Consider the following 20890-nt stretch of genomic DNA (forward strand, 5'->3'; position numbering starts at 1 on the left):
CTATCCAGCGGTTGCGGTGTGACCGTTCAGCTTGAGTTCTGGTTGGACGGGGAGGTTCAATGCGTCGGTTTGTCACGGTAGTCTTTCTTCTTCTTTTCACGATTCCTTTCGGTGTCTCAATTTCGGGCTGTTCGAAGAAGTCATCCGTCGTCTTCTGCAATGGTGGGGATACCGGTCCAGAGGTTGGACAGGTCCAAATCATTACGTTGCAGCCGAAGATCTTCGGCGTATCGCTTAACTTTGCGCAGATCGGCCAAGTGAGTGCGCCGACCGCTACAGATTGCAAGGGCACAGCCGAGACGGTATCAAGCTATACCTACGGAACATTTCTAGCTAACGGCGCGCCGGATATGACGATCGCGGATGTTGTACCCAACGGACCCGGCGCAGGCCGACTGTGTGCCGGTACGTGGAACAGGAACAGTGGCGGCGGCATCGCTGACTTCACCACCTGCAATCCCACGAATAAGACCGGGACAGTTTACGTTGTTGCGAGTGGCTCGGGCGCGAGTAGCAATCCGCTACCGGTCTTTGTGCATCCCGTCGTGACGAACGTGACTTTGGGGCCGCTCGCGACCGACTGCGCCAACGACCCTTCGACCAACTGCAGCCCTGCGGCATTTGACACTCAGACGACCACTTGCACGCTTACCACCAACGGCAATGGCTGCTGCGCTGTACCAGTGGCCACGCCAGCAGTCGTCACAAACGGTTGCGTCTCTCAAAGTGTGACCAGCCAACTTGCAGCGAAAGTATTTGCGGGAACAGGTACCTCCCAGACCAACGTCAGCTGCCAGGTCGGCCATCTTTCCTACTCTGCGCAAACCGCTTCGGTCGTGACAATCGACGAGAACGGCGTTGCAACCGCGCAACAGCCGGGATCGACGGTGATCACAGCGAACATTTCGAATGCCGGAAGTTCAGCTGGATTCTTTTCGACCTGCCCGCCCCTTAGTATTTCTCTTGCCGTCCCCGGACTGCCGGGCACCAATCCAAATAGCGTCATCGTGAATCCGAACAACACGCAGCCAATCAATGCAGTGGCGACGGACAAGAACGGGCAGGTCCTCACTGGACTTGCGCTGGAGTTTGAGTCGACTACGCCAACCACGATCCCTGCTGGGACAGCTGGATCGGTCACCCCAACCTTCCCTGGAGCGGCGGCAATTACGGCGGTATGCCAACCGCCGACCTGCAATCCTTCACCGTTCAACCAGATCGGTTTGTTCGGCAATGGAAAGTCGGTGACATCCAATCCGGTTACCGTGATCGCCCCCGGTGTCAACAGCACCAATCTGTACATCGGAAGCACCAGCTCCCTCTACCTGGTGCCGGTGGATTTTACGCAGAACCAGCTCGGCTCCCCGGTACGTCTGCCGTATGTGCCGAACTCGATGGTGATCAGCAACGATGGCACCGCAATCTACATGGGCAGCGCGTATGAGTTGATGACGTTCAGTGCAACAACGAACAGCGTAGGGGCTCAAGACCCGACCATAAACGGAAAGGTGCTCGCCGTATCGCCTGATGGCACGACACTGGTCATCACCGACCCGATCCGGGGGCTGATCTACCTCTACAAAACCAGCGGCAGCATACAGACGCAGTATGGCGGCGTTGCCACCCAGGCGATGTTTACACCAGACAGCACAACGGTCTACATCACGATGGGAGATTACAACGCTACCACCGGAGTGACTACGCCGAACAACCAGTTACTCGTGCACTCGACGTTCACGGGCTGGTATCAGGCTCCGCCGTCCGCTCAGCCAACGACCGGAGTTGCCATTGGCGTTCCGAGCGTTGGAGCATTTTTCGGTGGAAGTGTCACAACTGGACGCTCCTACTGCCCGAAGACGACCACGACGACACCCCCTTCAACCCCGGACGACGAAAATCCGACGCCTACGACAACCAATCTCTTCTATCCCGATGCAGGAGTGTCAGGGTTGGCGACGGACCAGATTGCGACCACCGACGACGGCTTTCACGTTCTTGGAGCGATCTTCTCACCCGCCTTCACTCTGACGGATCAGGTCATAGGAACGAGCACCACACCCGGGGTTGTAACTGCGACGGGCCTGCCTGCCCAATCATGCCCACTAGCCGATGAGGCTACTGCGTCCTTCAATACGAGCCCTGCGTTTACCGGCACACTTGCCGCAGTGCAGCCAACTATTGTCAATGGTGTCGCGTCTGGTATTACAAGTGTGCTTCCAACCTCCGACTCGAGCATCGCGTTCGTGACCTACAACGGAAGCGGCGGCGTGCTACCAACCTATCAGCCGGCGCAACCGTCCACGGCAACTCCACCGACCATTGGCGCGGGCACACTGGGGAGCATCCCACTGAACTCGACGACAACCTATGGCACGCCGATCGCGCCAGTGGCAGGCGTCGTGAGCGCGGACAACCAGACCGTCTACGTTGGAACCTCGGGGGACAACGTGGTTCACTTGATCGCCAAGGGCACAAACGGATATCAGGACTCGATCCCCGCAGGAACACCGGCGCCTGCTGTTGCTCCGTTCGGTCCGATCGCTCCCAACCTTCCATGTGCACCTGGTTTCTCCTGCTCAACTGGAGTAGGAACCGGAATCGCGACGCCGAACCTGCTGGTGCAGAAGCCACGGAAGGCGACCTCGTAAGTTCCATCCAAAGACAATCAAAAGCCCTCTCATCGTGAGAGGGCTTTTGATTGTCCGTACGAACGATGCGTGCAGATGCCCCCACCCCTCCCCCCGGGGTTGGTATTGTTAACTTGCTTGCCATCATATATTTACGGCTTTACGTGTCTGCAAAATATTCATTACAAATGGCTTACAAGCAAATATGTCTTTCTAAAGGAGATAGCTGCCATTATGGCAATTTTTCCTTATGGTGTGGAGACTGCAAACGCAGATTCCCTTCGGGAATGACAAAAAAAAGCGAAGAACACCTTTCCACCAGCTGCGGCAGTGCTATAAACAAAAATCCCCGAGGTGCCTCGGGGATTTCTCTATGCTATGTATCCAGTATAACGGGTTGAATGGAACTCATACGCCAAGCGTAAGCCTATGACCAGCTTGAGGTTACTGAGTTTCAGGGCTTGACAGATTAGAGCGGTTCTCCTGCAGGTGTGCTGCGGAAAGAGATACAGGGATTCTTCACCGTTCGACTACGCTTTCAAGGGACATGCGCTGTTTGGGCTGGCACAACTGCAGGGTAGCGAGACTGTATGGGTGGGTACAGGCGAAATGCGGGGGTCTCTCCACTGCGCAACAGACGGTGAGACTGTCTGTTGCTTCGGTCGAGATGACGCTTCTTGGGTTTGGCGTGAAGAACAGGCAAGACGACGAAATACAGGGATTCTTCACCGTTCGACTACGCTCAGGGTCAGGATGACGCGAAGAACATTCCAACGATGCGCCGTGAACCTTCAGGCGAGGCGCTTTTTGAGGAGATCGCGAGCGATGGCGTCGAGCACACCGTTGAGGAAGTGGATGGATTCGGGGGCGGCGTAGCGGCGGCCGATTTCGAGCGACTCGTTGATGATGATGGCGGAGGGCGTGTTGGGAAAGCCGAGCATCTCGGCTACGGCGGCGCGGATGAGGTTGCGATCGACTACGGGCATGCGCTCCAGGCGCCAGTTTTGCGCGTGGGCCTCGATGAGCTTGTCGATCTCTTCGTCGCGGGTGGTGGCGATGCGGTAGAGGTCCTCGGCAAAGCCTCGGGTTTCGGCGTCAACATCTTCGACCGAGGCCCAGAAGAGCTTGCGTACTTGTTCGGGAGACTGCTTGCCCAGATCTCCCTGAAAGAGCATCTGCATGGTGAGTTCGCGGGACTTGCGGCGCGTGCCCATTATTTTTTCACCTGCGCATTCTGTGCGGCGAGTTTGCGTTGGATGGAGACCATCTCGATGGCGGCGCTGGCGGCTTCGAAGCCCTTGTTACCGGCTTTGAGACCGGCACGGTCGAGTGCCTGCTCCAACGTCTCGCAGGTGAGGACGCCAAAGGCGTGAGGGATGCCGGTCTCCTGCTGGGACTGGCCTATGCCGCGTGCGACCTCGTTGTAGATGGCCTCGTAGTGTGCGGTTTCGCCGCGGAGGAGACAGCCGAGTGTGATGATGGCGTCAAACTTTTTGGATTCGGCGAGGGTGCGCGCTGCGGAGGGTATCTCCCATGCGCCGGGGACGCGGACGATCTCAATGTCGGACCTGGCTGCGCCGCTGCGGTGGAGGCAGTCGAGCGAACCCTGGAGGAGACGGTCGGTGATGACGGTGTTCCAACGGGTGGTGACGATGGCGAAGCGCATGTTGGCGGCGCTGAGATCGCCCTCGAGGGCGTTGAGCTGGTTGTGGAGCGGATTTTCAGACTGCCAGAAGCCTAGTGTGAGTTCAGATGTGAGCTTGACGGTGAAGAGGCGGCTGTTCCAGTGTGTCAGTTCGGCGGGCGAAAGGATGGTGGCGATCTCTTCTGTGCGGTGGCTTGCGAGGAGCCATTTTTCTACGAGAGTGCGGATGTGATCGAGCTGGGTGACTTCAACGAGGACGGGCGGAACGGCGGGTGGGCGGCCAGTGACGAACTCCAAGTTGCCGATGGGAGCGAGGTACGCTTCGCCACGGCCCTGGGCGTCCTGCCAGCCCTTGCCCTGCTCGAAACCGAGGCTGGAAAAGAGGCTGGAGAGCCGGTCGAACTCAGCACCTGAGGCGATGGCGCTGACGAGAGTTATTCCCTTAATCATAGATTCGATTGTATCGTCTGGAGAACGATACGAGCTTGCTGCACTGGAGGATGGCTGTGAACTACGAGACGTTGCTGTGCGAGGTGAAGGACCAGGTAGCAACGGTAACGCTGAATCGGCCGCAGGTGCTGCATGCGTTGAATGCCAAGGTGTTCAACGAGCTGGAAGCGGTGTTTGTAGCGCTCGCCGGCGATGTGAGGGTGCGGGTGATTCTGCTGACGGGCGCTGGGGAGAAGGCGTTTGCTGCCGGGGCGGATATTAACGAGATTGCAAGGACAGATATTGCAACGGGTGAGGCGAAGGCGCGGCGTGGGCAGGGTGTGTTTCGGCTGATTGAGACGTGTGGGAAGCCGGTGATTGCCTGTATCAATGGGTTTGCGCTGGGGGGAGGGTGCGAGCTGGCTATGGCTTGCACGATGCGGTTGGCGAGTGAGACCGCACGATTGGGGCAGCCGGAGGTGAAGCTGGGGCTGGTTCCGGGGTATGGCGGGACGCAGAGGCTGCCGAGGCTGGTGGGGCAGCCGATGGCGTTGAAGCTGTTGCTGACGGGCGAGATGATTGGAGCCGCGGAGGCGCTGCGGATTGGGCTGGTGGATGAGGTGGTGCCGGCAGAGAAGCTGATGGAGAGAGCTGAGGCGCTGGCGAAGACGATTGTGTCGATGGCTCCGCTGGCGATTGCGGCGTGCATGGAGGCGGTGCGGTGGGGGAGCGAGCTGGGGCTGGAGGCGGCGCTCGATGTGGAGGCGGAGATCTTTGGGCGGCTGTGTGGGACTGACGATAAGGCAGAGGGGACGAAGGCGTTTCTGGAAAAGCGGGTGCCGATTTGGGTGGGGCGGTAACGACCTTGTATCCAGCGGGTTTTTGGGCTTTTGAAGCGGCGAATGGCTTGGTATGCTGGTGATCGTGCGTAGATATTTCTTGCCCTTTCCCGCCCTTTTGGTTTCGCTTGCTCTTACCGGCTGCACGCATACGGCTGCGCCGAGTACCGATGAGGCGCGGGCGTTGGCAGCAGAGGTGGCGCAGGAGACCAACCTTGCGCGACAGCAGATGGAGCTGATTCCACCGCCTTCGAAGACGCGCTATATGGCTGTGAAGAGCCTGACCGTTTGGGAAAACCCCTATTTGACGGTGCAGGGAGAGATGGTGACGCTGCACGTGGTCGTTGCGGATGCGAATACGAGTGACATGGGAGTGGGTGGGATCTTGCGGCCGATTGGGGCGCGGCGGCGGGAGCTGAATGTGCGGGTGAGCGATCTGCCGACGGCGCTGAATGCGATTCCGGAGAGCTCGTGGCCTTATGGACGCGTGGTTGCCGTGGAAGAGGCACATGAGGTACCGGTGAAGGCGCGGGCTGAGGTTCGGCGGAATGTGGAGTCCGTGATTAAGACTCTGAACGATTTGGGTGTGGTGGTGTATGAGTGGAGTGAGACCGGGCGGAGCTGATTTTTCTGCTCTGTTTTGCTGGTTTTCTTTATTCGTGGTGGGAGCGTGGTTTTATTGGGGGTTTTGCGATTTCCACAGGGTAAATTTGTGGTGATTTGTGGTGCTTATCGTGGTGATTTGTGTGGCTAACGTGGTCTTTTGGTGCCACGTTTTTGTGGTGTGGAAAATGCGCCATGTTTTCTGGATTTATTTTTCGGGGGCGTTGCTTCTTGTGGACGGAGACAAACGGCAAATGCGGGAAAGGACAACGACAACAGCAGATCCCTACGGGATGACAACAAAAAGAACAGACAACAGCAACTCAACAGCAACGACAACGGCAACGACAACGACAACGGCAACGGCAACGGCAGATCCCTACGGGATGACAACAAAAGGACAGACAAAAGCAACGACTGAGGGTGGGGTTTGATTGGGTTCGGAGTGAGCGGCATTTGATGGTGTGGTGCGCTAAGATTCTCATACCTTTGGGTGCGGCAAATCTCAGGAGCTGGGTGAACGATTGCAACTGCATACGACGGCATTGGTGATCTTTTGTTTCTTCTTTGCAGCGGTGACGCTGGCTGGTTTCTGGGCGGCGAAGTGGCGGAGACCGAAGGCGGGGATGGGGTCGCTGGAGGAGTGGGGGCTTGCTGGGAGAAGCTTCGGGACCTGGGTGACCTGGTTTTTGATCGGTGGGGATCTTTACACGGCGTATACCGTGATTGCGGTTCCGGCGGCGTTGTATGGCGCGGGGGCGATGGGATTTTTTGCGGTGCCGTATGCGGTGATCGCGTATCCGTACATGATGCTGGTGCTGCCGAGGCTCTGGGAGGTTTGTCACCGTCATGGTTACGTAACGTTTGCTGACTTTGTCGGTGGGCGTTATGGGAATCGTTGGCTGACAATTGCGATTGCGCTGACTGGTGTGCTGGCGTTGATGCCTTACATTGCGCTGCAACTGGTCGGAATTCGCGTGGTGATCGAGGCGCTTGGGGTGAGGGGCGAGTGGCCGCTGGCTGTGGCGTTTGTGATTCTGGCTGCGTACACGTATTCGAGCGGGCTGCGGGCTCCTGCGGTGATTGCGATTGTGAAGGACGTGATGCTGTACGTGATGGTGCTGGCTGCGCTGATCTACATTCCGTACAAGCTGGGTGGATATGCGCGGGTGTTCGAGCTGGCGAATCAGGCGCTGGCGCTGCATACGCCTTCGGCTACTGTTTATCTGCGGCAGGGACAGTTTCTCGGGTACTCGACGCTGGCGATTGGGTCGGCCATTGCGCTGATGCTTTATCCGCATACGGCGACTGCGGTGTTGAGTGCGAAGAGTGCGAATGTGGTGCGGCGGAATGCTGCGATGCTTCCGGCTTATAGTTTTCTGCTGGGATTGATTGCGCTGCTGGGGTATGTGGCGCTGGCGGCCGGGGTGGTGACGAAGAATCCGAATGAGGCTGTGCCGCTGCTGTTTTTGAAGATGTTTCCGGAGTGGTTTGCGGGGTTCTGCCTGTCGGCGATTGCGATTGGAGCGTTAGTGCCGGCGGCGATCATGTCGATTGCGGCGTCGAATCTGTTTACCCGGAATCTGTATGGCGCAGTGGTGAGGCGGAAGATGCTGCCGGAGGAGGAGTCGCGGATGGCGAAGGTGGTGTCGCTGGTGGTGAAGTTTGGCGCACTGCTGTTTGTGTTGAAGCTGCCTGCTCCATATGCGATTGAGATGCAGTTGCTGGGGGGAATCTGGATGGGGCAGCTGTTTCCTTCGGTGGTGGTTGGGGTGTTTTCTCGATGGTTCCATCCCTGGGCGCTGTTGGTGGGATGGGCGGCTGGGATGTTCAGCGGGACTGCGATGGCGGTGTCACTGGGGTTGAAGAGTTCGGTTTATCCGCTGCACTTCGGAGGCAGCACGTATGCGATGTATGCTGCTGTGCCCGCTCTGATCCTGAACCTGCTGGTTTCGGTGGTGCTCACGGTAGTATTTCGTGCCGTGAAGGTGGGTGAGGGATCAGATGTTACGGATGCGGCGGCTTATGTTGGTTAGGCTGGGATGATTCGGCAATGGTTACAGCAACAAATGCATACAGAGATCCCCTTCGGGGATGACAACAAAGGACAGGCAACAGCAACGACAAAAGCAGGTCCCTACGGGATGACAACAAAAAGGCTGGGTACGGCACTCGACGAAGATTTACGTGCATCGTAATGTAGATACGACTTTGTGAAGGGCGGAGTGAATGAGCAAGACAGTGGCGTTGCAGAAGAAGGCGCAGGAGACGACACATTCGAGGTCGTTGGTGAAGGGTCTGCTGGCAGGTTTGATCGGCGGATTGGCAGCGACGGCGGCGAAGAGAGCGACGGAGAGGATCTTTCCACCGAGGGCGCATGGAGAGCCTGAGCCTCCTTCGGTGCTTGTGGAGAAGATCTTTGGGCGTCGGCTGGAGGGAGCGCAGAAGCTGGCGGCGATGGAGTCGATCCACTGGGGATTTGGAGCTGCGACGGGCGCAGCGTATGGTGCACTGGCGGAGTACTATCCGGCGGCTACGGCGAAGGATGGAGCTGCGTTTGGGATGGCGCTGACTTCGTTGACGCGCGGAATAGAGCTACCAGCGTTGGGGATTGAGGCTGAGACGCAGGAGCAGACCTTCCGCGAGAGGACCAGTGAGATGGCGACGCATGTGGTGTATGGAATTGTCACGGAGACGGTGCGGCGGGTGGTGAGGAAGATGTTGCGGTAGGTAGTCCAAAGTCGACCGCATCGCAACGCTCCAAGAGCATTCAGAATTCATGTGCACCGCTGTCAGAGACAACATTTATTTTAGGATCGGTTAATGTTTAAATATGGCTCGTTGAAGAACCTCTTCCGCAAACCAGATCCCGAGGTGAGCGGGATTTCCGTACTGTTTCTTCAGAAGAAGCTTGAAAGATTCTCCGATGAACAACTCTCGCTTGCTATGCAGCGGGGTTGGGGTAAGAAGTATGATTCGACCAATTTCTACGGCATGTCAACCTTCGACGGGGAAGGCGGCCTACTCAAATACAATGCAATGTTCTTCCCCTTCCAGCACTTTGAGCGTCGGGTTGATGCGGGGGAATTTGGCGAGAGCGAGATTCCCGTCTGGGCAGAGCATAACGCCTACACCTCTTTCGGATATCGATGCCCGGGCGGAATTCCAGCAGGCGAAGTTCGAGACAAGATGTATTGGCTGATCGGCCGGTTTTGCAGCGAGTTGCTTGGCGATAATACCCAGGCACTGCTGTTCGTGGAGGATCAGATTGTGCTTCGCTACGACTCATGCTTGATAAATGAGTTTCGCTCGGTTAAGAAATGGAACCCAGAACAACTAGCGGCCGCGCAACCGGCGCTCAAGCACAACTCATGAAGAAAATTTTCAGAATGGAATGCGTCGCGAAACAGACCTACGTAGAACTTCCGATTATTAGTTAACGAGTTGAGGTGCTGTGAGCCATTGGTGGTTGGCCCAGAGGCGTTCGGCTCCGTTGTAGGTGGCGGCGAAGTTTGCGATGACGTCGCCGGCTGCGTCGTCGATTTGTGAGGCGTAGTTGAGGACTAGCTTGCGCTTGCGGGTGATGGCTTCGGCGGTGGGCTCGTTTGTGTTGTAGAGGATATCGGTGAGGGGTTCGTTGCGCTCTGTGGCCGCGGCTCGGAGGGCTTCGAGGTCGGTTGTTGCAGCGGGGTGGGTTGCTACGTAGGGGAGGTCTTCGTAGAAGGCGGTGGGGAGCTGCTCGGTGAAGGGCGCTGCGGCTTCGCGGATGGTGAGGTGATCGATGTGATTGCCAAGGGCTGCGGGGATCACGATGGCTTGCATGGTGCCTTCGGCGGCGTGGCGGGTGAGGGCTTTGCGGATCTTTTCAATGGAGGGGTCGGCGGGGTTAACCGGGGTGGTGTTGACGGCTTCGAGTGGGATGCGAAGGCGGATGGGGGCGTCCTTGAGGTTGAGGTCGAACATGTGGAGGTTGTTCTTGTGGCCCTTGGGGAGGGTCTCCTTGATGCGGCGGACCCAGAGCTCGTCTTCGCGGAGACGCATGGCGGAGACGTAGGAGAGCTCATCGTTTTCATGGACGAAGGCGGCGTCGGAGTAGGGGGCGAAGCGGCTGCGGGTGAAGACGTTGAGGACGGTGACGGTGTGGCGGGCGGTGAGCCAGTTGGTGATGGCGAGAGAGAGGGAGAAGGCTGCGTCGTCGCGGTGCGGGGAGAGGATGAGGATCTTCATTTTTTGTTTGCTGAGTGTAGGGTAGACGATTCTTTGCTTACTGCTTGTCCTGCCGGACGGGCCCGCTGCGCGCGGGGCGGTCACTTCGTGACTTGTGTACCTTTTCTTGCTGGTGCTAGTTGCGTGGGCCTCGCGTTGCTCGGCGTCCGCTATTTTTGGGGGATGTGGTCGCGGGTTTGGGGCCAGTTGGTGACTAGGTTATCGACTACGATGTGGCCTACGCGGTAGGCGCTGTCGAGTGCGGGGAGGTAGGCGCTGTATTGACGGACTTTGGTCTCGGCCAGGCTCTCGGCTGCGGTGGCGCCGGGACGCTGCTGGTCGAAGTTGGAGGCCGTGCGGAGGATAAGGACGCGGTTTATGTCTACCTTCTTCGCTTTGGCCAGCCACGTGAGGGATTGCATGGTGCCGGTGTCTTCCATGCCGCAGATGACGTAGGTGCCGTGGTTGTCGGTCTGGTATTTGACCCAGTCGCGGGCCCACTGGTTGAGGAGTTTGCCGTGCCAGAAGGTGGAGGCGGAGAGGTTGTCGCCGCGGAGGACGGAGGGTGGGTGGTGGGCGGCCTCTTCAGCGTATTGGTTGCGGCGGGTGGCCATGGAGGGGGTGTCGGGGAGCGGGGTGTCTTTGGTGAGGGCGAAGGCCCAGTCGACGAGGGTCGGGTTGAGGCGGTAGACGTTGCCGTCGGCGTTCGGATCAGTGCCGAAGCGGGCGGTGCGGGGCTGCTCGTATGGGGTGGACTTGCCGAGGGGGACGTAGCCGGTCTTCCAGTCGGAGGGAATCTCGCGGGCGTCGATCTCGTGGGCGAGGTCGCCGTCGACGATGTAGTCGGACCAGACGGCGGAGCCGAGGGAGCCGATGAGCGGGTCGATGCCCCCGATGCCGGCGACGAGGAAGTAGGCGTGGGTGAGGTCGAAGCGGGGGTCGAGGCCGAGGGCCATGATGGAGGCGGTGGCGCGGGCGGTGCCTACTCCGGTGACGACGCCGAGGACTCCGGTTTTTTCGTTGAGGCGGAGGTCGTGGTAGCCCTGGGGAAAGGGGAGGACGGTGTCAAGGTGTTCGCGCTCGACCCAGTACTGGTACTCGCCGGGGGCGTCGCCGGTGTCGGCACCGACTTCGAACATGTTGATGACGACGACTTTGATTTCGATGGGCTTTTTTCGCTGCTGGGGCTGCGCGAGTGCGCACGGAAGCGTACAGAACAGAAGCAGTGCAGAAAGGATGCGCATAAATGATGTTAGCGCGAATTTCGTTATAGTTTTAGGCGTGGGTGGAGGTGGTTGATTTTGCGAAACTTTGCAGCGGGACGAGGGTGGATTGCTGGTAAGACGGTTTGGGGGGTGGTTCTATTACTAGTGCTCGTGAGGCCGGTGTTTGCACAGCAGCAGTCGATTCCGCTTTGGGCGGTAGGTGCGCCGGGTTCTGAAGGAAAGACTGCTCCGGAGACGGTGCGCGTCAGCGCGGAGGGTGATCGGATTGTTTCGACAGTTCATCAGCCTTCGATTACGCCTTATCTGCCTGAAGCGGGAGTGGCGACAGGGGCGGCGGTGATTATCGCGCCGGGTGGTGGACATGCTGAGCTGTGGGTCGATCACGAGGGCAATAACGTGGCGAAGTGGTTGAGTGGGCATGGCGTTGCCGCGTTTGTGCTGAAGTACAGATTGGCGAGGGAGAAGGGTTCGACCTATACGATCGACGGGGACGAGCTGGCTGATATTCAGCGGGCGATTCGACTGGTGAAGAGCAGAGCGGTTGAGTGGAAGGTCGATCCGGCACGGGTTGGGGTGATGGGCTTCTCTGCTGGTGGGGAGTTGGCTGTACTGGCAAGTACGCAGTATGACGACGGCAGGCCGGGAGCGAAGGACTCGATTGATCGAGAGGGCTCGAAGCCTGCGTTTCAGGCGCTGATGTATCCGGGGCTGCCGAAGGAGATCAAGTTGACGAAGGACACTCCTCCGGCATTTTTATTGTGCGGTGCGGAGGACAGGGAGAACATCTCGCAGGGACTGCCGGAGCTTTATCTCGAGTTGCGGAAGGCGGGTGTTTCGGCAGAGTTGCATGTGTATGCCGGGGTGGGGCATGGGTTTGGTCTGCGGTTGAGTAATCACGGGTCGTACTCGGAGTGGCCGTCGCTGTTTCTGGCCTGGCTGGATACGAAGGGCTTTCTTAAGCACTGATCTCTGAAGATCGCAGGGCGCGGCTACAGATAGCTGAGCCACGGGTTGTTGCTGCGTTGTTTTAGCGCGGCGTAGCAGCGGCAGAACGGGTAGACCGCGATGACGACGAGGGCCCATGTGAGGTAGACCAGCGGCAGCGTGAATCCCCATCCGGGCAGGAAGGTGATGGGGAAGTTTGCAAGGTCGGGTGAGTGAAACATGCCCTGAACCTGACTGAAGCGGATGTAGCTGACGATGAGCGCCAGGACATGGATGAAGAAGAAGTGCAGAAGGTAGAAGAAGAGCGGGACCTTGCCGATGATCAGCGCGGGGCGCAGGAGGGTTGGCGTGTGTTCATCGAGACCCCATAGAAGAAGCAGCGTCGGGCCGAGCGTCATGAGCAGGAAGAGCAGCGATGGCGGGTATTTGGTGGTGTTGAGGAACGAGAGAACGGTGTAGGTGGTGGTTGGCTGGGTGCTCCAGCGAGATGGGTCGCCGTAGATGTTGATGGCTCGCAGGATGATGAAGCCTGCGGTAAGGCATAGGCCGAGGCGAAGGAGAAAGATGCGTCGGCGAGCGGACGGCCATGTGTAGATCTGACCGAGACCGTATCCTGCGGCGGTGACGCCGATCCACGGGATGAGGGGATAGGCGAGGAAGACCGTGTATCCGGGCCTGGAGAAGATGATGTTGGGCGAGTGCAGGATGGACCAGAGTGGATTGGAGGACTGGATCTTGTCCAAGAGGTTGTGGCCGACGATCAGGAGGAGTCCGAACGCGGTGATTGCTGAAGTACGCAGGTAGACGAGTGCCGAAAGTACGATCATTGCCCAGCCGAGCGCCCAGAGAACGCTGATGATCGTCGTGTGGTAGTCGAAGTTGAACTGCAGGACGAAGCAACGGAAGAGAACGAGCTCGAGTAAGACAAGCCAGAGGCCGCGAGTGAAGAGGAATCGGGAGAGCTCGCGCTTTGAACGTTTGCGCAGTGAGAGAGATGCGCCGACGCCTGCGAGGAGAAAGAAGACGGGTGCGCAGATGTTTGTGATCCAGCGGGTGAAGAAGAGCGCAACGCTTGCAGTGGCTAGATTTGTCGGGGAGCCGGGGTGACCGAAGAAGTCGCGCGTGTGATCGAGCGCCATGATGACCATGATGACGCCGCGAACGACGTCTACCGATTCGAGACGAGCGCGCTGGACAGCGACGGGTTCGGCTACGGCGGACATGGCGCGTAGTTTATCAAGTCGGTGCGGATTGCGCATCGACTAGCGCAGGTTTCGGAAGATGCGAGTCAGGAAAAACATCTCGATGTGGATCGTCTGAGCATAGACTGGCACCATGTTTCGCACAGTGCACTCAACTTTTTGCCGACTTGGGTTGTCTCTGGCTGTGGCGGTTTGTTTGAGCGTAACGGCTTACGCACAGAAGCCGCCGGACGTTACGCCCGATACGGATATTGCGTTGTCGGCAGAGCAGACGGCGCGGGCTACGGGGATGTCGCCGCTCTTCGAGCGCATACGAACGTTGTCGTCGGAGTCGTCGCCTGAGAAGCGTTGGGAGCTGTTCTTTCTGAGACAACAGGCGCTGATGGAAGTGACTTCGGCGTCGATGGAGGTGGATGCGACGACGGGTCAGATCGATGTGGAGATTGCGGAGACGCGAGAGTTACAGAACTACCTGACGACGCATCGGGACAGCCAGGTGGGGCGGTTGAACCTGGTGAGTATTGCGATTGGGGGAACTGCTGGGACAGCGAGTTCGGCGCTTGGGCTGACGACTCATGCTACTGCCGCGAGTGTGACTGGCATCGTTGCAGGGTCGGCTACGGCGGTGTTGTCGTTGATTGCGTTGCGGGCGAGCGAGGGTTCGAAGCGGGAGCTGGAGGTGAAGAGCAATATGTTGAGCGAGATCTTCGACCGCCCTGCGAACGAAAGGAATGTCTATTCCAAGGTGGTGGCAACGTTTATGAATTCGCCGGTGCCGGGTTTTGCGGATGGTGTTACGCGACAGCAGTTGCTCATTCGTGGTTGGGTGCAGGTGGGACGAATCCCTGATCCGCAGTCTGCGAAGGGCCGTGAAAAGATCGAGCAGTTGACCAGTATGCCGGGAGAGAAGATCAAACAGTCGATTGGTGATCTGGATGATCGTCAGGCGATGTTGTACGACTTTCGCGCGCGACTGACGCACATGAAGCGAGATCTGGCGATTCTGCTGGCGAGCATACCGAGCGTGATACCGATGAGTCCTCCGGCGGCAGAGGAGAAGCCTTAGGGTCTGTCCTTTTGCCTGGAGGGCGTCGGCCTCCTAAACAAACAACGACAAATACAGGGATCCTTCACTGCGTTCAGGATGACGATGGATTGCGGCAAAGAATCTCACGGTGGAGGTTTTTGAAGAGGTCGTAGCTAGACGCCCTTTTTCATTGGCTCCCAGATGAACTTGTGGATCTGGAGAGAGAGGCGAGCGTCGATGCCGTCAGCCATCATCCATTCGACCAGGGTGCGGGGGTCGAGAGTGGCGTTGTCGGTGGTACGAAGGGGGCTGGGAGATTTGTTGAAAGCTGGGCTTAGGAGGATGTTGCCGGCCTTTTCGTTTAGCTTGTGCTCGGTGATGAAGGTGCGGGCAAAGTCGTAGTCTGCGCGGTTGGTGAGGACGAACTTTACTTCGTCGTTTTTGGTGAGGGCATCGAGATTTTCCATGCGGAAGCTGTTGGCTGCGCTGCCTGCGCCGGGGCATTTGACGTCGACGATCTTGTGAACGGCTTTGGGGACGTCGGCTAAGGGGCGCTCGCCGCTGGTTTCGATCATGAGCGTGTAGTTTTGCGCTAGGAGGCGGTCCATGAGGGGGAGGAGTTCCTTCGCCTGGAGCATGGGCTCGCCGCCGGTGAACTCGATGAGGGTGCAGGGAGCGAGGGATTTAATCTGCTGCTCGATTTCGTCAAGAGCGAAGGGCTTGCCGCCGGTGAAGGTGTACTCGGAGTCGCACCAGGCGCAGCGGAGATTGCAGCCGGCGAGGCGGACGAAGATGCAGGGGAGGCCGGCGAAGGAAGATTCGCCTTGAACGGATTTGTAGAGTTCGATTAAGTGCATTTTGTTCGACTTCGAAGAGCAGTGGCTGGCTAGCGGAAGTGACAGCAGATTCCTCCGCTTCGCTGCGGAATGACAACCAAAAGAACAGGCAAAGATAGAAGCTAAAAGAACAAGCAAAAGCAGAAGCGGAAACGAGAACAGAGACACATACAGCAGATTCCTCCGCTTCGCTGCGGAATGACAACTAAAAGAACAGGCAAAAACCGAAACGTGAGCGGAGACACATTACGGTCCGACAAATCGACTATTCGGCTACTTGTAGTAGCGGGCGAAGCTGGTGTCGGTCTCGTAGAGGGTGCAGTCTTTGACGCGAACGCGGCCGGCCGTCATTTCGTGGAGCTGGACGCTGGTCTGGTCGTAGAAGTACTTTGCGAGGTTTTCGGCGCTGGGGTTCAGCTCTTTGTCGAAGGGCGGGAGGTCGTTGATCATGAAGTGGTCGAGGTAGTCGACGGTGGGACGCATGACCTGCTTGAGGAGCTTGAAGTCGAGAAGCATGCCAGCTTCGTCGAGCTCTTCGCCGATGAGGGTGACGTAGACCTTGTAGTTGTGGCCGTGCGGGTTCTCGCACTTGCCGCGATAGTTGCGGAGGTAGTGGCCGGAGGAGAAGCCGGCTTCTACGGTTACTTCGAACATGATTCTGTGAATCCCTTCCGTCTCGGTGGTTGAGTGGCCGCGTCTGGAATGTGTGGGTGGGCTCGGGACGTGGCAGCAGCCTGCTTTGATTGTACCGTTTTGCGGAGAATTGGGCTGGTTTGGCTAGTGGCGGCGCCTGGCGCGGCGGGATTCTTCGTCGCGGCGCTCGGCCTGTTCGAAGAGAGAGGACAAGATGCCGGCGAGGGCGACGAAGAGACCAACAACGAAGAAGCTGAGGCCCATGGTGCGCCAGAGCGAGGCATCGCCGGGCGAGCCGGGCTGCTGGGCGATGTTGGTGTAGGCGATGCCGCAGGAGATGAGAGCGAAGAGGATGAGGCTGCCGGCGAGGATGTAAAGGTTGCGTCCCATGCGATGGATCTATTTTACGGCGCGAGGACAGAGGAACAACAGGCAACGACGGAGGACAGAAGCAGATTCCTGCGCTTCGCTGCGGAATGACAACAAAAATTTGACTATGACAAAATCGGCTGCGCTGACAGCTAGATCAGTGGCGAGAGCAGCTATTGCAGTTTGTAGATGCGGGCCTCCCAACCGGCGAGGTTGAGGGTGCTGGTGATGAGGCTGGTGGTATCGAGGTTCGACATGACGAGAGAGTTGATTTTGACGCTGGTGGGAAGAGTGTATGCCACAGGTCCTGGGCTGAAGTTGAGGACGACGAGGTAGCGCTCGGTGCCGAGGGTGCGGGTGTAGATGAAGATGGATTTGTTGTCGGGGTCGATGTCTTTGTAGTCGCCGTAGACAAAGGCCTGATGGGCGCGGCGCAGGGCGATGAGTTTGGCGGTGTAGTTGTAGATGGAGTTGGAGTCGGCGACCTCGGCGGCGGCGTTGATCTGGGTGTAGTTGGGGTTTTCGGCTAGCCAGGGTTTGGCTGCGGTGGTGAAACCGCCGTTGGTTGAAGCGTCCCACTGCATGGGGGTGCGGGAGTTGTCGCGGCTGGTGTGGCGGAGGTTTGCGATGAAGACGTCTTCCGGGATCTTCCCTGTGAGGACGTTGGCCTTGTAGGCGTTCTTTACTTCGATGTCGTCGAAGTCGGCGATGCTCTTGAAGGGATAGTTGGTCATGCCGAGCTCGTCGCCCTGGTAGAGGAAGGGGGTGCCGCGAAGGGTGAGGAGCATGGTTGCAAGGAGCTTGGCGGAGGGGACGCGGAACTCGGGTGAGTCGTCGCCGAAGGTGGAGACGATGCGGGGGTTGTCGTGGTTGGAGAGGAAGACCGTGTCCCAGCTGTGGGTGTCGAGTACTTCGGCGTGGCGGGTGTAGATGGCTTTGAGGGTAGGAAGGTCTGCGGGTTTGAAGTCGCGGCCGGTGCGGTTGGAACGGATGGCGTCGAAGTTGAAGATCATGTTGAGCTCGTGGCGGTTGTCGCCGACGATGAGGGGAGTTTGTTCGAGGGAGATGCCGAGTGCTTCGCCTACGGTCATGACGTCATATTTGGCCATGACGTTGCGGTTCATCTCCTGGAGGTAGTCGTGCATGTGAGGACCGTTGGCGTAGGCGTTGCCGTAGTTGTGGAGCTGGTCGGGGGTGAGATCGGGGAAGGCGGGGTTCTTCGAGATGAGGGGGATGACGTCCATGCGGAAGCCGTCGACACCTTTGTCGAGCCAGAAGCGCATGAGGCTGTAGACCTCTTCGCGGACCTTGGGATTGTCCCAGTTGAGGTCGGGCTGTTTTACGGCGAAGTAGTGGAGGTAGTACTGGTTGGTGGTGGGGTCGAACTGCCAGGCTGAGCCGGAGAAGAAGGATGGATCGTTGTTGGGTGGGAGGGTGGTGGGTTTGCCGTCGGGGCCGGGTTTTCCGGCTGGATCCGGTTTGCCGTCGCGCCAGAAGTAGTAGTCGCGGTAGGGATTGTCTTTGGATTTGCGGCTCTCGACGAACCAGTGATGCTCGTCTGACGTGTGATTGACGACGAGGTCAACGATGAGACGCATGTGGCGCTGCTTGATGCCGGCGAGCATCTTGTCGAAGTCGGCCATGGTGCCGAACTCGGCCATGACTTTGCGGTAGTCGCGGATGTCGTAGCCGTTGTCGGCATTGGGGGAGTCGTAGTGGGGGCTGAGCCAAATGACGTTGACGCCGAGCTTCTGGAGGTAGTCGAGCTTGGAGGTGATGCCGGGGATGTCGCCGATGCCGTCGCCGTTGGAGTCTTTGAAGGAGCGGGGGTAGACCTGGTAGACGACCGCTTCCTTCCACCATGTGGGCTGGTAGCCGTTGATGAGCGCGGGCGCGGGAGCTGGGGTTTCCGCCTGGACAGGGGCCATAGGTGCGAGGACTGCGAGGGCGAGAGCGATGGTGGTGAGGGAGGGTGGCTTCACCGGACTATGGTCTACGCATGACGGGGGCGCGTCAAGCAGCGCTCGGCTAAGAGCTTGTTAGATGCTATGTCCTGCCGGACGGGCCCACTGCTCGTGGGGAGGTCACTTCGTGACTTGTGTACCTTGTCTTGGGAGGTGCGCACTTTTTGTTCCTCCCTTGGTCGGAATTAGCTTCGGCACGGCTTAAGAGGGTTGCTCGAAGAACTTTTCTACGTCGGTGATGTCTTGCGTGAGCCGGTATGGGGGGAGGGATTCTAAGAATATGCGACCGTAGCGCTGGCGCTGGATGCGTGGGTCAAGGAGCATCAAGACGCCGCGGTCGTTCAGGCTGCGGATGAGGCGGCCGAAGCCTTGTTTGAGGGTGATGACAGCGTTGGGGATCTGGTAGTCGAAGAAGGGCTTGCCCCCGAGGGCTTCGATGGCCTCCATGCGGGCTTCGACGATGGGGTCTGACGGGACGGCAAAGGGGAGGCGGTCGATGATGACGCAGGAGAGTTGTTCGCCCTGGACGTCGACTCCCTGCCAGAAGGACGAGGTACCGAAGAGGACTGCATTGGGAGTGTCGCGGAACTGCTGGAGGAGGACGTTGCGGGGGGCAGTGCCGTGGAGGAGGAGTGGGTATGGAAGTTCGACTAAGAGGCGCTCGTAGGTGTTGCGCATCTGGGCGTAGCTGGTGAAGAGGCAGAAGGCGCGGCCTTTGGTGATCTCGAGGACGCGGCGGATACGTTCGGCGGCTTTTTCGGGGAAGTCGGGCTCGCGTGGGTCGGGCATGTTGGGCGGGAGGTAGAGGAGGGCTTGCTTTGCGTAGTTGAAGTGCGAGGGGACGATGAGCTCGCGGGTGGAGTGGAGGCCGAGGCGCTTGCGGATGTGGTCGAAGCCTCCGGATACCGTGAGCGTGGCGGAGGTGAGGATGACGGAGGTGTAGGCGTCGAAGAGTGTGGTGGTGAGGAGCTCGGAGACGTCGATTGGTGTGGCTTGAAGGTGTGTGTGAAAGCTCGCGTGGGCCGCGCCGCGGGCTAGATTGCGGACTCCGCCTGCTACGCGACGCTCGATCCAGAAGACGGTGTTGCGGTCGGGGGATTCGAGGAGGAAGGTGAGGTGGGCACGGATGTCGGCGACGCGTTTGCGCAGGCCGGAAGACTCTTCTACGTTCTTGAGGTATTCGAGTTCGCCTTCGAGGCGCGTGAGGGCGTTGAGGACGGCGGTGTAGGTGTCGCCGCTCTCTTCGAGGAAGGCTTCGCGATGGAGGAAGGGCATGCGTCCACCTCCGTTGAAGGTGCCTCCTGGCTCGGTTGGGAGGACCGAGAAGAAGAGGCGGGAGCGGTCTTTGAGGGTGGCGCAGGCGCTTTCGATGGCGCTGCTGCTGGCTTGCTTGGCTTTGAGGAGGATCTCGGTGTCGCGGGTGAGCTCGTCGATGCGTTGGGTGCTGAGGCCGATGCCGAAGTAGTTGGAGGCTACCTCTTCAAGCTCGTGGGCCTCGTCGAAGACGACGACAGCGGCTTCGGGCAGGATGCCGGCGTCGGGTGCGCCTGCGGCTTGTTGTTTGATGTTGAGGTCGGCGAAGAAGAGGTGGTGGTTGACGATGACGATGTCTGACTCGAGGGCTTTGCGGCGCATGGCTGTGACGAAGCAGCGCTCCCAGTCGGGGCAGGTTTGGCCGAGGCAGACTTCGGTGCGGGCGTCGAGCTTGTGCCAGAGGGCGGAGGACTCGGGGAGATGGTCGAGTTCGGCGCGGTCGCCGGTTTCGGTAATTTTTTCCCAGGTGGCGATGTGGTGGAAGTGGTCGATCTCTTCGAGGCCGTTGAGGAGTGGGTTGTCGCGGAGGGCGTAGAGCTTGTGGCGACAGAGGTAGTTGGCGCGACCCTTCATGTAGCAGACTTTGAGGGGGCCGAGGAGGGATTCGAGGAAGGGCACGTCCTTGAAGTAGAGCTGCTCCTGCAGGTTTTTGGTGCCGGTGGAGATGATGACGCGCTGGTTGCGCTCGCGTGCGAGGCGGAGGGCGGGCAGGAGGTAGGCTAGGGTTTTGCCTGTGCCGGTGCCGGCTTCGACGATGAGGTGACGCTTGTCTTTGAAGGCGGATTCGATGGCTTTGGCCATGTCGTATTGGCCGCGACGGTGCTCGAAGGCGAGGGTGGAGCGGGAGAGGATGCCGCCGGGCGCGAAGAAGTCGTGGAGGTTGGGGAGATTCTCCGGGGGGGCGGGCGTGATCGAGATGGGGGCCGAGGTGGACAAGGTGTTTTGCTGATGATCGGGCGGCACAGAGGCTTTGCAATTTCTATAATAGAAGTAGAAGCGAAGAATCAGCGTAATAAGCCTGACCG

19 protein-coding genes are annotated in these 20890 nt (G+C 58.9%); 9 read left to right on the plus strand and 10 right to left on the minus strand.

The genetic code is table 11. The features are described 5' to 3' along the window. Positions 1-59: 59 nt before the first annotated feature. On the plus strand, positions 60-2648 hold the full coding sequence (locus RBB82_RS05510) for a hypothetical protein (RefSeq protein ID WP_433974105.1): 2589 nt from the start codon (positions 60-62) through the stop codon (positions 2646-2648). 770 nt (positions 2649-3418) lie between these two features. On the opposite strand, the gene nusB is transcribed toward RBB82_RS05510, so the two are convergent. Both nusB and ribH read right to left on the minus strand, forming a co-directional pair. Then, a complete protein-coding gene (gene nusB / locus RBB82_RS05515) occupies positions 3419-3841 on the minus strand; it encodes a transcription antitermination factor NusB (RefSeq protein WP_433974106.1) in 423 nt (140 codons plus the stop codon). Beyond that, positions 3841-4722, minus strand: a complete 882-nt coding sequence (gene ribH / locus RBB82_RS05520; protein WP_433974107.1) for a 6,7-dimethyl-8-ribityllumazine synthase — start codon at positions 4720-4722, stop codon at positions 3841-3843. The genes nusB and ribH overlap by 1 nt, the downstream gene beginning before the upstream one ends. Positions 4723-4778: 56 nt before the next feature. On the opposite strand from ribH, the gene RBB82_RS05525 reads away from it, so the two are divergent. The 6 genes from RBB82_RS05525 (at position 4779) to RBB82_RS05550 (ending at position 9518) form a co-directional block, all read left to right on the plus strand. Beyond that, entirely contained in the window at positions 4779-5561 is a 783-nt protein-coding gene (locus RBB82_RS05525) for an enoyl-CoA hydratase/isomerase family protein (protein ID WP_433974108.1), read from the plus strand. Positions 5562-5640: 79 nt separating this feature from the next. Next, positions 5641-6165, plus strand: a complete 525-nt coding sequence (locus RBB82_RS05530) for a hypothetical protein (RefSeq protein WP_433974109.1) — start codon at positions 5641-5643, stop codon at positions 6163-6165. 121 nt (positions 6166-6286) lie between these two features. After that, positions 6287-6577 (plus strand): hypothetical protein, encoded by a 291-nt coding sequence (locus RBB82_RS05535; protein WP_433974110.1) that lies wholly within the window; start codon positions 6287-6289, stop codon positions 6575-6577. A gap of 90 nt (positions 6578-6667) precedes the next feature. Continuing rightward, entirely contained in the window at positions 6668-8179 is a 1512-nt protein-coding gene (mctP, locus tag RBB82_RS05540; RefSeq protein ID WP_433974111.1) for a monocarboxylate uptake permease MctP, read from the plus strand. Between the two features lie 193 nt (positions 8180-8372). Continuing rightward, complete coding sequence (locus RBB82_RS05545; protein ID WP_433974112.1) at positions 8373-8873, plus strand: DUF1440 domain-containing protein; 501 nt, start codon at positions 8373-8375, stop codon at positions 8871-8873. A 93-nt stretch (positions 8874-8966) separates the two neighbouring features. Continuing rightward, positions 8967-9518, plus strand: a complete 552-nt coding sequence (locus RBB82_RS05550; RefSeq protein WP_433974113.1) for a hypothetical protein — start codon at positions 8967-8969, stop codon at positions 9516-9518. A 57-nt stretch (positions 9519-9575) separates the two neighbouring features. On the opposite strand, the gene RBB82_RS05555 is transcribed toward RBB82_RS05550, so the two are convergent. Further along, on the minus strand, positions 9576-10370 hold the full coding sequence (locus tag RBB82_RS05555) for a PIG-L family deacetylase (RefSeq protein WP_433974114.1): 795 nt from the start codon (positions 10368-10370) through the stop codon (positions 9576-9578). Between the two features lie 149 nt (positions 10371-10519). Beyond that, positions 10520-11593 (minus strand): purine nucleoside permease, encoded by a 1074-nt coding sequence (locus RBB82_RS05560; protein WP_433974115.1) that lies wholly within the window; start codon positions 11591-11593, stop codon positions 10520-10522. Between the two features lie 57 nt (positions 11594-11650). On the opposite strand from RBB82_RS05560, the gene RBB82_RS05565 reads away from it, so the two are divergent. Then, positions 11651-12541 (plus strand): alpha/beta hydrolase, encoded by an 891-nt coding sequence (locus RBB82_RS05565; RefSeq protein WP_433974116.1) that lies wholly within the window; start codon positions 11651-11653, stop codon positions 12539-12541. Positions 12542-12564: 23 nt separating this feature from the next. Here RBB82_RS05565 and RBB82_RS05570 read toward each other — a convergent pair whose 3' ends face one another. Then, complete coding sequence (locus RBB82_RS05570) at positions 12565-13779, minus strand: DUF1624 domain-containing protein (RefSeq protein ID WP_433974117.1); 1215 nt, start codon at positions 13777-13779, stop codon at positions 12565-12567. Between the two features lie 139 nt (positions 13780-13918). Here RBB82_RS05570 and RBB82_RS05575 point away from each other — a divergent pair, with 139 nt between their 5' ends. Then, positions 13919-14788: a hypothetical protein gene (locus RBB82_RS05575; RefSeq protein WP_433974118.1), complete on the plus strand. Its 870-nt coding sequence runs from the start codon at positions 13919-13921 to the stop codon at positions 14786-14788. A 134-nt stretch (positions 14789-14922) separates the two neighbouring features. Here the strand turns inward: RBB82_RS05575 and RBB82_RS05580 are convergent, their stop codons facing one another. From RBB82_RS05580 to RBB82_RS05600, 5 genes are all read right to left on the minus strand, one after another. After that, positions 14923-15606 carry a 7-carboxy-7-deazaguanine synthase QueE gene (locus tag RBB82_RS05580; RefSeq protein ID WP_433974119.1) on the minus strand — a complete coding sequence of 228 codons (684 nt, stop codon included), beginning with the start codon at positions 15604-15606 and terminating at the stop codon, positions 14923-14925. 252 nt (positions 15607-15858) lie between these two features. Next, complete coding sequence (queD, locus tag RBB82_RS05585; protein ID WP_433974120.1) at positions 15859-16239, minus strand: 6-carboxytetrahydropterin synthase QueD; 381 nt, start codon at positions 16237-16239, stop codon at positions 15859-15861. Between the two features lie 123 nt (positions 16240-16362). Continuing rightward, positions 16363-16608, minus strand: a complete 246-nt coding sequence (locus RBB82_RS05590; RefSeq protein ID WP_433974121.1) for a hypothetical protein — start codon at positions 16606-16608, stop codon at positions 16363-16365. A gap of 152 nt (positions 16609-16760) precedes the next feature. After that, positions 16761-18569 (minus strand): alpha,alpha-phosphotrehalase, encoded by a 1809-nt coding sequence (locus RBB82_RS05595; protein ID WP_433974122.1) that lies wholly within the window; start codon positions 18567-18569, stop codon positions 16761-16763. A gap of 183 nt (positions 18570-18752) precedes the next feature. Continuing rightward, positions 18753-20801: an ATP-dependent DNA helicase gene (locus RBB82_RS05600; RefSeq protein WP_433974123.1), complete on the minus strand. Its 2049-nt coding sequence runs from the start codon at positions 20799-20801 to the stop codon at positions 18753-18755. Positions 20802-20890: the final 89 nt, after the last annotated feature.

Origin of the sequence: Tunturiibacter lichenicola (assembly GCF_051013355.1) — a bacterium.
GTDB lineage: Bacteria > Acidobacteriota > Terriglobia > Terriglobales > Acidobacteriaceae > Edaphobacter > Edaphobacter lichenicola_F.